Genomic DNA, 13,529 nt, shown 5'->3' on the forward strand with positions numbered 1-13,529 from the left:
CCGTGAGACGGCGGTCGCCCAAGTGGGCGGTACCACTGGTGGTGGCGGTCCCGCTGATGCTGGCAAGCGCGCTCTACCAGTGGACCCTCGGGCTGGAGAAGGCCGACCAGTTCGGCGGGGCGCTGGCGCTGCCGGTGGGGATCGTGACGGCTGGGTTGGCGGTGTCCGCGCTGGTCGTGGCCGTCCAGGCTCTGCGCCGCGACCACCGCGAAGATGACGACGAGGCGTTCCGAGCCCTGGCCGAAGCCGTCCGGGCCCAGTGGCGAGACGAGGAACGGCTGCGGCTGCCGGGCAACAGACCCCTGGTGATCGGCTGGTCGCAGACGCGGCGGCGGGTGCAGGCCGCGCGGTCGGCGGTCTTCGGCGAGGGCACCGGCGGTCACGGCCGGGACGGCGAGGGCGCCGAGCTGGCCGACGCGCTGCTGGAGTTGCGGCACCGGCAGCTGGTGGTGATCGGGGAACCGGGGGCGGGCAAGACGGCCCTGATGGTGCGGACGCTGCTGGAGTTGTTCACCCGTTCCGAGCTGGACCGAATCCCGGTGCTGTTCCCGCTGTCGGCGTGGGATCCCAAGATCGGCCTGAACACGTGGATGGCCGGACGCCTCGCCGAGGACCACGGCCTGGCCCCGGAGACCGCGCTCGGCCTCATGAGCCGGATTCTGCCCGTCCTGGACGGCCTGGACGAGATCCCCTCGCCCCTGCGGCCCAAGGCGCTGCGCGGCATCGACCGGGAGCTGAGCGACCGCCCGTTCCTGCTCACCTGCCGCAGAGACGAGTACGAGACGGCGGTGAGGGACTCCCGCGCGTTCCTGTCCCGTGCCCGCGTGGTCGAGGTGGAACCCATCGACCCGGAGGACGCCATCGCGTTCTTCAGCGACGCCGAAATGGAGGGCGAGAATCGCTGGGACCCGATCGTCCGGCACCTGCGCGAGCATCCCCGGAGCCCGCTCGCCAGGGCGCTGGAAACCCCCCTGATGGTCGACCTGCTGCGCGCCGTCTACCGCACCCGCGCCGAACCGCCCGCCGAACTGCTGGACACCGGGCGTTTCCCCGACCGCGAGTCGATCGAGCACCACCTGCTCAACAGCCTCATTCCCGCCGTCTACTCCGACCGCGACCCCGACCGCCGCTACCGGCCCGACCGCGCCCGCCGCTGGCTGACCACCCTGAGCAGGCACATGGCCGCCTGGGGAACACGCGACATCGAGCTGTGGCGCCTGCGCTCGCCGGCGGTCCCGGTTCTGGTCGGCCTGATCCTGGCCTACGGCGGGTGGAGGCTGGGCGAGCTGGTGTTCGACTGGACCGGCGGGCTGTGGCTCGCGGCGGCACTGGGCACGGCCGGAGCGGTCACCGCCCTCATCCCCGGTTCGGAGGTCCCGGTGAACGCCCGGCACGCGGCCGAAGCGGGCACCCTGCTGCGCTGGAACGGCATCGTCGCGGTCGGCTGGACCGCACTGGTCGGCGGCCTGACCGGCAGCCTGGTGGCGACCCTGCTGGCCGACCACCACGACCTGGCCGGCACCGGCTGGGTGCTGGCGGCCGTGTTCGCGCTCAGCGCGGCGCTCAGCACCTCCTGGGGCGCGTACCACATCTCCCGGCTGTGGCTGGCGCTGCGCGGCCGGCTGCCGTTCTTCCTCATGCGGTTCGTGCAGGACGCCCACCGGAACACCGCCGTGCTGCGCCGGGTCGGCGCGGTGTACCAGTTCCGCCACGCCCGCCTCCAGGACGCCCTCATCGCCCAGACCCGCGATGAGGGCCGCGAGCCGCGCCGCCTGCCCGGTTGGATGCGGATCGTGTCGGGCAACTGGCTCAGGACTCCGATGCTGCGCCTTGGCGCCTTGGTGGTCACCGCGTGCGCCGCGTTCTGGGGATTCGCGTTGCTCGCCAAGGCGGACGCGGTGTCGGTCGTCGCGGGATCCCAGCCGAGGGTGATCGATACGCCCGTCTGCATCGTCGGCGACCCCGTCCAGCCCTGCGTCCGCGACACGACCCTCGCGTGGGAGCGGCTGCGCGCCGGGCAGCCGCACACCACCACCTTCGAGATCCTCGGCGGCAGCCGCGCCCCGGTGAGCTCGTGGCGAGGGGGCTGGTCGGCCGAGGGATGCCGGGGCTCCGCCGTCGACGCGGCGATCACCGCCGGAGGAGCGACCAGCCGGAAACGCCTGACGGCCGGGCGATCGAGCTCGGACTGGTCCTGGCCGCAGACGGACCGGAACACGACACGCTTCACCCTCACGCTCACCCGGGTCGACACCCGGCCCTGCCCACTGACGGTCAAGTGGCAATCACCAGGAGTGTCCCGCGACCCGTTCTACGCCTTCTGGCAACGAATCAAAGGCCGAGACGGATAGCGATCTTCCGCAGGTGCGCGAACTGGCGAGCCCGCTCGTCGTTGTCGGTCGACACGGGCGACAGGTTCATCTGGTCCACACCCGCTGCGGCGTAGGCCGCCACTCTCGCCTCGATGTGGTCCGGTCCCCCGACGAGCGAGATGCTGTCGACGAGCGTGTCGGGGACGGCCGCGGCCGCCGCGTCCTTGGAGCCGCCGAGGTAGAGATCCTGGATCTCGTTCGCGGCGGCGCCGAAGCCGAGGCGGGTCACCAGCCGGTGGTAGAAGTTCTTGCCGCGGGCGCCCATTCCGCCGATGTAGAGGGCGAGGGCGGCGCGAACGCCGGCGCGGGCCGCCTCGAGTTCGTGCTCGTCGTCGCTGAGGAAGAACTTGGCGTCCGCGATGACCCGGAGGTCGGGCAGGAGCGGGTCGCGCTTGGCGCGTCCCTCCGCGAGGGACTCGCCGAAGACCTCGTCCGCGAGCTCGGGGTGGTAGAAGATCGGCTGCCACGCCTCGAACAGCTCCGCGGCCAGGGCGATGTTCTTCGGCCCCAGGGCCGCGAGGGTCATCGGGATGCTCGGTCGCACCGGCGGGCTGACGGGCTTGGGCGACGTGGGCGGCACGTCGTGGTGGCGGCCGTGCGGCTCGGCCCTCTCCCGGCCCCACGCCTGCCGGCAGATCGCCACGACCTCCCGGGTGCGCCCGAGCGGCGCGTCGAACGGGACGCCGTGGAAGCCCTCGATGACCTGGGGGCCGCTCGACCCGACACCGAAGGAGAACCGGCCGCCGGAGACGTGGTCGAGGCCCGCGGCCGTCATCGCGAGGAGCGCGGGCGTGCGCGAGTAGATGTTGAGGATCGAGGTCGCGAGCTCGACCCTGCTGGTCCGGGCGGCGATGTAGCCGAGGTGGCTGACGGCGTCGAAGGTGTACGCCTCGGGGACGGTGACGACGTCGAGGCCCCCGTCCTCCAGTGCCTGGAGCCCTTCGACCGACTGCTTGAAGCCGTCCGCGTGCGGGATCGGCATTCCGAACTTCATCGGGTATCGGCTCCTGGAGAGCGGAGGTCCCGTGGTGCGGCTTCGCGCCAGCGGCGCAGTGCGTCGTCGGCCGAGAGGCGGGTCGAGGGGGGCAGGTACGACGCCTCAGCGCCGGCCTCGCGCGGGGCGGCCGCGGCCAGGACGCCGTCGGGGTCGTTCCGGAGCACCGAACGTGCGGCCATGTGGGGGTGGGTCGAGGCCTCGGCCATCGTCAGGACCGGCGTGACACAGGCGTCGGTTCCCTCGAACACCGATTCCCAGTGGTGGCGCGGACGGCTCGCGAAGGTGCTCGCGAGGAGCGACTCCAGCGCCGGCCACTGGGCCGGGCAGTCGCGATCCGGGAGGTCCGGGCCGGTCAGCCCGAGGCCCTCGAGCACGGCCCGGTAGAAGGCCGGCTCGAGGGCGCCGACGGCCATCCAGCCGCCGTCGGCGCAGCGGTAGGTCCGGTAGTACGGCGTGCCTCCGTCGAGCAGGTTCGCGGCGCGCCGGTCCTGCCAGCGGCCGTCGGCCTGGAGCGACCAGATCAGCTGCATCAGGCTGCTGGTCCCGTCGACGATCGCCGCGTCGATCTCGCAGCCCTCCCCGGTGCGGCCGCGCCGGACCAGCGCGGACACGACACCGAGGACCAGGTAGGCGGACCCGCCGCCGAAGTCGCCGACGAGGTTGAGCGGGGGCAGCGGCCGGTCGCCGCCGATGGCGTGGAGCGCGCCGGTGAGCCCGATGTAGTTGATGTCGTGACCCGCCCGGCCGGCCCAGGGGCCGTTCTGGCCCCAGCCGGTCATCCGGGCGTAGACCAGTCCCGGGTTGCGCGTGCGGAGTTCGTCGGGGCCGAGCCCCATCCGCTCGGCCACCCCCGGCCGGAAGCCCTCGACCAGCACGTCCGCGGCCGCGCCCAGATCGCGGACCCGTCGAACGTCCTCCGGTGACTTGAGGTCGGCGGTGATGACCGTCCTCCCCCGGCGCGTGGCGTCCCAGGCCCGCGCGTCCGGCTCCTCACCGGATCGCTCGACCCGTACGACGTCCGCGCCGAGGGACGCGAGCAGCATGCCGGCGTGCGGGACGGGACCGATGCCGCCGAGCTCGACGACACGGACGCCGTCCAGGGGGGCGCCTGTGCTCATTTGACGACGGAGGCGCAGCTCGCCGCGGCTTCGGTGAACCGGGCGTCGATGAGGCCCGCGGAGTCGAGCGGCTTGTCGTACTCCAGCTCGCCGCGCTTGAGGGCGAACGCCTGCAGGTCGTCCGCGAACTTCTCCGTTCCCTCCATCGAGAACGACGGGTCGAAGGCGAGGAGGGCCGACTTCTCGATCGTGGACTTGTCGACCTCCTCGGCGGCCGCGAGCAGGCGCACCGTCTCGGGGTTCTTGCGGTAGTCCCCCTTGAGGTACTGCGTGGTGACCTTGCTGAGCACCTGGACGAACTTGACGGCGACCTCGGGCCGATCGAGGAGCCCCCGGCCGGCCATGATGGCGGTGCCGGTCACGCCCGGCGCGTAGCCCGCGATCGGAACGAGGTCGGGGTTCTTGGCGGCCTCGACCTCGAGGGGAGCGGAGATCCAGGCGGCCGTGACCGCACCGTTCGCGAGTGCGTTCAGCGCGTCGGGGCCGACCAGCGGCGGGGAGAGCTTGACGTCCTTGATGCCCAGACCCACCTTGCTCAGCGCGGTGTCGAGGATCAGTCCGCTCACGCCGGTGCCACCGGTGGGAGTGCTGACCTTGGCGCCCTTGAGCTTGGAGAGGTCGGGGGAGGTGGCACTGCCGACGACGTCCTTGCGGGACCAGTAGCCGGGCACCGGGGTGCCGGCCGGGATCTTCTGCTGGTCGTCCATTGGCACGATCCAGCGAACGTCGACCTTGTCCTTCAGCGTGTTGAAGTGGGCCGAGCTCAGCGAGGTCATCTGCGCGTCGAGCTGACCGCGGGCGACCAGCGGCAGCGATTCGGCGCTCGGGATCTTCTGGATCTCGACGTCGATGCCGGCCTTGTCGAACGCCCCGGTCTGGATGCCGAGCAGGAGCGGCGCGAACACGGCGAGCGGGGAGCTCATGCCGATCTTGATCGTGCCCTTGGTGCCGGCGGCCGGGCAGATCGCCGCTCCCGACTTCTTGTCCGCCCCGCCGGCGCCGCCGGCGCCGCCCTGCGGGCCGGCGCAAGCGGCCAGGGCACCCGACAGCACCAGCAGTGCGGCGGCGGCAGCGGTCGCCGAACGACCAGGAAGTCGACGCATCGTGGTCCTCTCCTCGTCCATTGCTCATTTCCTACAATGGAATTTCATTTCAGTGGGTGCAATCCTGTGATCGCGGTCACTGGTCTGTCAAGGGCTGTGCCGAGATTCGGCCGCATCCGCCGAAGGGGAGGTCACCCCGGCCGTCCGGCCGGACCGGCGGCCGGGTCCTAGGCTGCTGCCATGGAGCTCCACCAGCTGCGGGCCTTCCTGAGCGTCCGCGACACCGGCAGCGCGACGGCCGCAGCCGCACGGCTCGGCGTTCAGCAGTCGACGGTGTCGGCCGCGATCCGCGCCCTGGAGCAGGAGCTCGCGGCACAGCTGTTCCACCGCGTCGGCCGCGGGATGTCACCGACGCCGGCGGGCCACGCCCTGGTCGGCCCGGCGCGCCGGATCCTCCGCGACTGCGAGCAGGCCGGGGAGACCCTGGCCGCGGCCGGCCGGGGCGGCCGGCTGGAGCTCGCGGCCCTGTCGACCGTGGTCAGCGGCCCGTTCTCGTCGCTCGTCTCAGCGTGGCTCGGCGCCGCGCCGGGGCGGGCGGTCCGGGTGCACGACCTCGCCCGCGAGGACGCGGTGGCCGAGGTCCTGACCGGAGGCACCGCGGAGATCGTCTGCACCCGGCTGCCCCTGTCCCCGCCGGTGGACGGCGCGCTGACGGTGCTGCCGATCGGCTCGTGGGAGTGGCGGGTCGCCTTCCCCCCGCGCTCCGGAGCCGTCCCGGAAGGCGCGGTGACGATGCGGGAGCTGTCCGCCGTGCCGACCGTGCTCGTCGCGCCGGGCCGCAACTCGGCTCTCGAGCGCGCCACGGCCCGGACCCCCCTGTCGGCCGCCGTGGTCGCGGACCAGCGCGAGGCCCGCACCTCGCTGATGCTGGCCGGGGTGGGCGCCACGATCGTCGGCCCTCGACTCGCCGTGGACGCGGCGGCCGCCGGCGCACACGTGCGACCGCTGGACCCGCCGTTCACCCAGTCGGTCGGGCTGGTCTTCGACCCGGTCCGCCTCTCACCGGTCGCCCGGGGGTTCGTCGCGGCCGCGGGCGAGTTCGACGAGGGCGGCGCCGGCGGGTGACAGCGCCTGCTCGCGCCAGACCAGGTGGGCCTCCCGCCACAGCGGCGGGTCGAGCGAGCGGAGCGACGCCCAGGGCATGACGGCCTTCGCCGTGTCCCGGCCGGCGAACGTCGCGACCGTGCCGTCCCTGACCAGTTCCCACAGCATCGCCCGGTGGGCGCACTGGGCCCGGACCCGGCCCAGCATCGACGCCACGGCCGTCGCGGCGGTGCTCGCGGAGTCGAGGTCCGAGGGGATCACCCCGAGGTCGAGGTCCGCGACCCGGGCCCGCGCGACCGGCTCCGCCAGCCCGGCGGCGAACTCCGGACTCGCCACCAGCACGATCTCCTCGGCACCGAGGTCGCACCGGTCCCATCCCGCGTCCGGGGGCATGTCGTCGACCACGCCCAGCTCGGCCTCGCCCGAGCGCACCGCGCCGAAGGCCCCGGCCGCGGTGCTCGCGTCCCGGACGTGGACCTCGAGTCCCGGATGCCTCCCGCGAAGCGCGGCGATGAGCGGGGTCAGCGGATGCACCGCGAGGGTGGCCGACGTCGCGACGACCAGCCGGCCGACCTCGAGGCCGGACACCTGCCGGACCCGTTCCCTGGCACCGTCGGCCTCGGCGATCACCTGGCGCGCCAGGCCGGCCAGCCGCGCACCGTCGGCCGTGGGAACGGCACCCCGGCCGGACCGGTCGAAGAGCCGGACCCCGAGCTCGTCCTCGAGACGGCGCATCGCCAGGGAGAGCGACGGCTGGCTCACGAACAGCACGCGGGCGGCCTGGGTCATGCCGCCCTCGTCGACGACCGCGACGAAGTAGCGCAGCGTCCGGAGGTCCATGACAGCCCACCCTAGCCAGACATAGGAACCGCCGATGGGACCTGCGAAAAAGCGGTCTTTGCACATATGCCTCCGGTGGCGCGACAGTGGTAGCCGAAACACCCGTAACCGCGCCATGCGCTCGCAGAACACCGGAGCACCCATGACCGAACGCCACGTCACCGTCGAGCGGCAGGACCGCGTCGGCCTGGTCTTCCTGGACCGCCCGGACCGTCGCAACTCCTACACCCCGCTGATGGCGCTCCAGCTCCAGGAGGCGCTGGTCGCCTTCGACGCCGACCCGGAGGTGTCGGTGATCGTGGTGAGCGGGCGCGGCGAGCACTTCGGGGTGGGCGCGGACCTCGACATGAACTGGCGCGACGAGAAGACCCACGGCGTCGAGACCCTGACCGAGCCGGAGAAGGCGCCGTGGAACCTGAGCACGCCGATCATCGCGGCCATCAACGGTGACGCCATCGGCGTGAGCCTCACCTGGGCGATGCAGGCCGACATCCGCGTCGTGGCCGACTCGGCCCGCCTGGCCTTCTCGTTCAACCGGGTCGGCATCATGCCCGACCGCGGCTCGACCTGGCTCCTCCCCCGGCTGGCGGGCTTCGGCGTCGCGATGGACCTGCTGCTGACCGGCCGCACGATCGACGGCGCCGAGTTCGAGCGCCGCGGCCTGGCGACCCACATCGCCGCGCCGGCGGACGTGCTCAAGGTCGCCGTCGAACTCGCGTCCGACATGGCCGCGCACTGCGCGCCGGTGTCGATGACCGCCACCAAGCGGCTCATGTACGAGTTCCTGGAGTCGACCGACCGGGTCGCGGCCTACAACCGCGAGCGCCGCGTCCTGACCTGGATCCGCACCTGCGGCGAGACCCTGCGGGGCATCGCGGCCTTCAAGGAGAAGCGCGCGCCCGAGTGGGGCACCACCAAGCACACCCGCGTCCCGGCCGAGCTCCGATGAGGGCGGACATGACGGACCGGTCCGGCCTGCGGGTTCCCGACCTGCGCCCCCTGCTCTCCCCTGCCAGCGTCGCCGTCATCGGCGGGACGTCGCGCGAGACCGGCCTCGGCGCCCGCACCCTGCGGCACCTGCGCGAGGCGCGGTTCGGCGGCGAGGTCCTGACGCCCGGCCCGCGGGACGGTCTCGACCGGGACGTGGACGTCGCGCTGCTCGGCGTGCCGGCCGCGGCCGCCCAGGAGGTGCTCGACCGGATCGACGGCCGTGCCAGGTTCGCGGTCGTGTTCGCCTCCGGCTTCGAGGAGACCGGCGGCGGCCCGCTGACCACCGCCCGGGGCACCATCGTCCTGGGCCCGAACACCGTCGGGCTCTACCACGCGCCCGACCGCGCGCTGCTGACCTTCGCCCAGGCCTTCGACAGCCTCGTCGACTGCCGGCACGGGAGCGGCGCCTTCCTCGTCTCCCAGAGCGGCGCCTTCGGTGCCCGCGTCGTCACGGCGGCCGCCCGATACGGCTTCCACCTCGACGGCTTCATCGGCAGCGGCAACGAGGTCCACCTGGACGCCTGCACCCTGGCCCGGGGTGTCCTCGCCGCGGCCGAGCCCCGGGTCCTGCTGCTCTACCTGGAGGGGATCCGCGACGCTGGCGCGCTGCAGGCCCTGCTGGCCGACGCGAAGCGCCGCGGCGTGCCGGTCGTGTGCCTGCTCGGCGGCCTCTCCGAGGCCGGCTCCACCGCGGCCGCCTCCCACACCGCGGCGGTGAGCACGGACACCGCGGTGACCCGCGAGCTGTTCGAGGCGTACGGCGCCACGCTCGTCGGCTCCGACCGCGAGCTCGTGCTCGCCGGACTGGGCCTCTCCCTGATGGGCCGCGCGGCCGGGCGCCGCACCGGAATCGTGACGGGCTCCGGCGGGGCCGGCGTCGTCGCCGCCGACCTGCTCAGCGGCGTCGGCCTGGAGGTCCCGGTCCTCAGCGCCGGCCTCCAGGAGCGCTTGATGGCGCACCTGCCGGGCATCGCCTCCCCGCGCAACCCGGTCGACGTGACCGCGCAGACGATCGGCGACGACGCGACGCTGGAGAAGGTCTGCACGACGCTGCGCGAGAGCGGCGAGGTCGATCTCGTCGTCGTGATCGGCCGCGAGGACCAGGCCGCCGCCGCGGGCGCGCACGCCGCCGCCGCGCCGCCCACGGTCGTCGCCACGCTCGACCGGGAGCCGGCCGCCGTCAGACCGCGCATCGAGGCCGGCGAGGTCGTCCTCCCCGACCTCGACTCGGCGTGCCGGGTCCTCGCGGCCTGCGCGCCGCCGGGGCCGGGCGTCGACGCCGCCCTCAGGCCGGTCGCGGCCGGCTCCGGCTCCCTCGCCTCCGACCCGACCGCGTCCGAGAGCCTCCGGCTCGTCGCGGGCGCCGGCGTGGAGGTGGCCGGCTGGGGCGCCGCGGCCACGGTCGCCGAGGTGCTGGCCCGCGGCGAGGATCTCGGCTGGCCGGTGGTCCTCAAGTCCGACGTCGCGGCCGGCGTCCACAAGGCGCGCGCCGGCGGAGTCCGGCTCGACGTCACCGCGGCCACCGCCCGGGAGGTCGCCGCCGAGCTTCTCGCGAGCGGTGTCCCGCTCATCGTGGCGCGCCAGCTCCGCGCGTCGATGGAGCTGTTCGCCGGAGTCCGGCGCGACCCCCAGTGGGGGCCGGTCGTCTCGGCGGGCCTCGGCGGCGCCCACGTCGAGCTGCTGGATCGTACGGTCGCCATGCCGGCGGCCCTCGGAGCCGAGCACTTCGCCCGGCGACTGGCGGCCGAGCTGTTCGACCGCGTGCCGGGACGGTACGACGGGCTGGCGGCGGGGCTCGCCGCGGCGGCGTTCGCCCTCGCCGACCTCGCCGACCGCACCGGTGCCGCGCTCGTCGAGTGCAACCCGCTCGGAGTCGTCGACGGCCGGATCGTCGCCCTCGACGCCAGGGTCGTGCGATGAGCGCCGCGCTGGAGCTCGAGGAGCTGCTGCGGCGGGTGCTGCCCGCGCGCTGGATCGAGCTGGTCGACGGCGGCGACCGCGAGGGCCTGGCCGACCACCTCGCCGGTCTCGATGCCGCTCTGACCGCCGGTCTGGTCCGTACCGTCGCGGCCGACGGCTGGCTCGTCCCGGAGTGGCCGGCCCGCCTGGGCGGGCGCGCGCTGTCCGCCGACGAGACCGTCGACGTCCGCCGGACCCTCGCCCGCTGGCGGGTGGGCACGGTGGAGAGCGCCATCGGCACCGGCTGGGTCGGGCCCGCGATCCTCAGGTTCGCCGGCGACGACGTCGCCGCCGAGCTGCTCCCCCCGATCGCCCGCAACGAGGTGCTGTGGTGCCAGCTCTTCAGCGAGCCGGAGGCCGGTTCGGACCTGGCCTCGGTCCGGACCCGCGCCCGCCGCGACGGCGACCGGTGGCACCTCACGGGCCGCAAGACCTGGACCAGCCGCGCCGACCGGGCCGGTTGGGGCCTCGCGGTCGCCCGTACCGACATCGACGTGCCCAAGCACGCCGGCCTGACCTGCTTCCTCGTGGACCTCTCGACGCCCGGCGTCCAGGTCCGGCCGATCCTCCAGATGACCGGCGACGCGGAGTTCTTCGAGGTCACCCTCGACGACGTCGTGGTGCCCGACCGGTACCGCCTCGGTGAACCCGGCCAGGGCTGGGAGGTGGTGCGCGCGGTGCTCCAGCTCGAGCGCGTGGCCGGCTCGGGGGCGGGCGCCGCCACCCCCGGCTCCGTCGTCGGCCGCACCGTCGACGAGCTCGTCGCCGAACGCCTGCCGGGGGCCGACCCCGTCCAGGCCGACGCGATCGTGCGCCTGTACGTCGAGTCCCAGGCGATCGCGCTGAACAACCGGCGCAACGCCCTCCACCGTTCCGAAGGACTGCCTCCGGTGGCGAACGGCACGCCGTACAACAAGGTCCTGCAGGCCGAGCACACCAAACGCCTCCAGCGCGGCATCCTCGGCGGCGCCGGCCTCGGCGCGGTCGCCCACGCCCCCGGCGACCGCGCCCGCTCCTACGACGCCTGGGCCTTCCTGCGCGTGCAACCGAAGACCATCGCCGGCGGCACCTCGGAGGTGCTCCGCGACCAGATCGCCGAGCGTGCCCTCGGCATGCCGCGCGGGGCGGACCCCAGCAAGACCGTCTCCTGGCGCGAGTTCACCGGCTCCCAGGGAGGGAACGCATGAAGCTGGCGTCCACCGAACAGGCGGACTTCGCCGAGGCCGTCGGCGCCCTGCTGCACAAGCGCGACCCGCTGGAGCAGGTACGCCGCGCACCGGGGCCCCGGAAGTTCGACGCGGAGCTCTGGTCCGACCTGGTGGCCATCGGACTCCTCGAACCGGCCCAGGCCGGTGACGTGGTCACCGCATGCCTGGTCGCCGAGGCCCTGGGCCGCGCCGCCGCTCCCCTGCCGTTCCTGAGCGCTTCGGTCGCGGACGCCCTCGTCGTGCCGGCCGGTGGCGAGGTCACCGGTCTGGCGACCTACGGACTGCTGGCCGAGGACGGCACCTGGTCCGCCCCCGCGCTCGAGCTGTCACCAAGAGGCGACGGCCTGGTCCACGGCACCCTTCCGTTCGTGCCGGACGCGGACGCCGCCGACATCGTCGTGGCGGCCGTGCAGGCACCGGAGGGCCGCCGGCTCGCGCTGGTACGGACGAGCGACACCACCGTCGAGCCGCTGGAGAACCTCGACGCCACCCAACCGCTCTCCCGGGTGGTCTGCAGGGCCTCCCCCGCCACCCTGCTGCCGGCCGCCGGCGACGCCCTGGCCGCGGCGATCGAGGAGGCGCGCCTGCTCGCGCTGGCCCTGCACGGCGCGACGCTGCTGGGACTGGCGACCTGGCTGCTGGACACCACCGTCGAGTACGCAGGCCGGCGGGTCCAGTTCGGCCTGCCGATCGCCGCCCGGCAGGCCGTCAAGCACCGGTGCGCGAGCATGCTGATCCAGGTCGAGTCCATCCGTTCGATGGTGCTGGAGCTGGCCGACGCCCTCGAGACCGGCGCCGACGACCGCGCCCTCGTCGCCGCGACCGCGATGGCCTGGACGACGGAGGCGGCCGAGGAGGTCGCCGGCGGTGCCCTCCAGCTGCACGGCGGCATCGGGTTCACCTGGGAGCACGACCTGCACCACTACTTCAAGCGCTGCACCGTCGGCGCCCTGCTGCTGGGCACGTCCGGCCACCACCGCGCACAGGTCGCGGCCGCGCTGACCGCCTGACCTGCAATCCAATTCGACTGAGCAGAATTCTGATAGGCTCCAGTGGAACTGTCCGGAAGATTTCAGGGGGTCGAGCGGTGGCCGAAGGGTCGATCGCACGGACACTGCGGGTACTCGAGGCGGTCTGCGACCACGGTCCGCAGACCCTCAAAGCCCTCAGCGAGCGCACCGAACTGGCGCCGCCGACGCTGCTGCGGATCCTGCGCCTGATGGCGGACGAGGGCTACGTCGTGCAGCAGGCCGACCGGACCTGGCGCGGGACGATGCTGGTCTGGCGGCTCGGCTGCGCGGTCAACACCTCGGTCGGCCTCCTGGCCATCTCCCGCGAGCACACCGACCGGCTGACCGCCGAGCTGGACGAGACCTCGGTCTACGCCGTCTACGAGCAGGGCGCGGTGACCTACGCGGCCCACTCGGAGCCGATCAAGCCGGTCCGGGCGCACGTGCGCCTCGGTCAGCGCTACCGGCTCCTCGCGGTCACCACCGGCCAGGCCGTGCTGGCACAGCTCGACGAGCCGTACGTCGAGCGGGCCCTCGCCGAGCAGACCGCGAGCGGCGACCCCCGCGACCCCGCGCAGGTCGAGACCATGCTGGCCGAGATCCGGCGGCGCGGCTACGCGGCCGGCCCCGGCGTGCGCTGGCCCGAGCTGTGGGGGTGCGCCGCGCCCGTCTTCGACGCCACCGGCGGCGTCGTGGGCGCCCTCGGCGTGTCCATCCCGACCGCGCGTGCCGAGGAGATCAGCGATCAGGTCGTCGCCGGCGTGCTGAAGGAGGCGGAGGCCATGAGCGTTCGCCTCGGCCGGCCGGCCATCGTCCGGGAGGTCTGACCGGGCGACGCGCGAAGCCCCTGCCGCACCGTCCGAGGACGGCGCGGCAGGGGCTTTGACG

General features: G+C 73.8%; 11 protein-coding genes. 7 read left to right on the top strand and 4 right to left on the bottom strand.

Annotated features, from left to right (window positions below; all coding sequences use genetic code 11):
• The first annotated feature begins 2 nt into the window (after nt 1–2).
• Complete coding sequence (locus ACZ466_RS52380; protein ID WP_378283900.1) at nt 3–2,351, top strand: NACHT domain-containing protein; 2,349 nt, start codon at nt 3–5, stop codon at nt 2,349–2,351.
• Here ACZ466_RS52380 and ACZ466_RS52385 read toward each other — a convergent pair.
• From ACZ466_RS52385 to ACZ466_RS52395, 3 genes are read right to left on the bottom strand one after another with little or no spacing between them, the layout of a single operon-like run.
• Nucleotides 2,332–3,366, bottom strand: coding sequence for an LLM class F420-dependent oxidoreductase (locus ACZ466_RS52385; protein WP_378283902.1), 1,035 nt, complete (start codon nt 3,364–3,366; stop codon nt 2,332–2,334). The genes ACZ466_RS52380 and ACZ466_RS52385 overlap by 20 nt on opposite strands.
• Complete coding sequence (locus ACZ466_RS52390) at nt 3,363–4,487, bottom strand: CaiB/BaiF CoA transferase family protein (protein ID WP_378283903.1); 1,125 nt, start codon at nt 4,485–4,487, stop codon at nt 3,363–3,365. Before ACZ466_RS52390 ends, ACZ466_RS52385 begins: the two co-directional genes overlap by 4 nt.
• A complete protein-coding gene (locus ACZ466_RS52395) occupies nt 4,484–5,590 on the bottom strand; it encodes an ABC transporter substrate-binding protein (RefSeq protein ID WP_378283904.1) in 1,107 nt (368 codons plus the stop codon). The genes ACZ466_RS52390 and ACZ466_RS52395 overlap by 4 nt, the downstream gene beginning before the upstream one ends.
• A 180-nt stretch (nt 5,591–5,770) precedes the next feature.
• On the opposite strand from ACZ466_RS52395, the gene ACZ466_RS52400 reads away from it, so the two are divergent.
• Entirely contained in the window at nt 5,771–6,655 is an 885-nt protein-coding gene (locus ACZ466_RS52400) for a LysR family transcriptional regulator (RefSeq protein ID WP_464042322.1), read from the top strand.
• On the opposite strand, the gene ACZ466_RS52405 is transcribed toward ACZ466_RS52400, so the two are convergent.
• Nucleotides 6,590–7,474: a LysR family transcriptional regulator gene (locus ACZ466_RS52405; protein ID WP_378283906.1), complete on the bottom strand. Its 885-nt coding sequence runs from the start codon at nt 7,472–7,474 to the stop codon at nt 6,590–6,592. The two genes, ACZ466_RS52400 and ACZ466_RS52405, sit on opposite strands and share 66 nt — an antisense overlap.
• 142 nt (nt 7,475–7,616) lie before the next feature.
• On the opposite strand from ACZ466_RS52405, the gene ACZ466_RS52410 reads away from it, so the two are divergent.
• From ACZ466_RS52410 to ACZ466_RS52430, 5 genes are all read left to right on the top strand, one after another.
• Nucleotides 7,617–8,423 carry an enoyl-CoA hydratase/isomerase family protein gene (locus tag ACZ466_RS52410; RefSeq protein WP_378283907.1) on the top strand — a complete coding sequence of 269 codons (807 nt, stop codon included), beginning with the start codon at nt 7,617–7,619 and terminating at the stop codon, nt 8,421–8,423.
• Between the two features lie 8 nt (nt 8,424–8,431).
• Complete coding sequence (locus tag ACZ466_RS52415; protein ID WP_378283908.1) at nt 8,432–10,384, top strand: acetate--CoA ligase family protein; 1,953 nt, start codon at nt 8,432–8,434, stop codon at nt 10,382–10,384.
• On the top strand, nt 10,381–11,610 hold the full coding sequence (locus ACZ466_RS52420) for an acyl-CoA dehydrogenase family protein (protein WP_378283909.1): 1,230 nt from the start codon (nt 10,381–10,383) through the stop codon (nt 11,608–11,610). The genes ACZ466_RS52415 and ACZ466_RS52420 overlap by 4 nt, the downstream gene beginning before the upstream one ends.
• Complete coding sequence (locus tag ACZ466_RS52425; RefSeq protein WP_378283910.1) at nt 11,607–12,641, top strand: acyl-CoA dehydrogenase family protein; 1,035 nt, start codon at nt 11,607–11,609, stop codon at nt 12,639–12,641. Before ACZ466_RS52420 ends, ACZ466_RS52425 begins: the two co-directional genes overlap by 4 nt.
• A 77-nt stretch (nt 12,642–12,718) precedes the next feature.
• Nucleotides 12,719–13,468 (top strand): IclR family transcriptional regulator, encoded by a 750-nt coding sequence (locus tag ACZ466_RS52430; RefSeq protein WP_378283911.1) that lies wholly within the window; start codon nt 12,719–12,721, stop codon nt 13,466–13,468.
• The last annotated feature ends 61 nt before the right edge of the window (nt 13,469–13,529 follow it).

The organism is Actinomadura rugatobispora (genome assembly GCF_055379765.1).

Coding starts and splice junctions, on each gene's coding strand:
- ACZ466_RS52385 (WP_378283902.1), bottom strand. CDS start 3,366: ATGAAGTTCGGAATGCCGATCCCGCACGCGGACGGCTTCAAGCAGTCG.
- ACZ466_RS52390 (WP_378283903.1), bottom strand. CDS start 4,487: ATGAGCACAGGCGCCCCCCTGGACGGCGTCCGTGTCGTCGAGCTCGGC.
- ACZ466_RS52395 (WP_378283904.1), bottom strand. CDS start 5,590: ATGCGTCGACTTCCTGGTCGTTCGGCGACCGCTGCCGCCGCCGCACTG.
- ACZ466_RS52400 (WP_464042322.1), top strand. CDS start 5,771: ATGGAGCTCCACCAGCTGCGGGCCTTCCTGAGCGTCCGCGACACCGGC.
- ACZ466_RS52405 (WP_378283906.1), bottom strand. CDS start 7,474: ATGGACCTCCGGACGCTGCGCTACTTCGTCGCGGTCGTCGACGAGGGC.
- ACZ466_RS52410 (WP_378283907.1), top strand. CDS start 7,617: ATGACCGAACGCCACGTCACCGTCGAGCGGCAGGACCGCGTCGGCCTG.
- ACZ466_RS52415 (WP_378283908.1), top strand. CDS start 8,432: ATGACGGACCGGTCCGGCCTGCGGGTTCCCGACCTGCGCCCCCTGCTC.
- ACZ466_RS52420 (WP_378283909.1), top strand. CDS start 10,381: ATGAGCGCCGCGCTGGAGCTCGAGGAGCTGCTGCGGCGGGTGCTGCCC.
- ACZ466_RS52425 (WP_378283910.1), top strand. CDS start 11,607: ATGAAGCTGGCGTCCACCGAACAGGCGGACTTCGCCGAGGCCGTCGGC.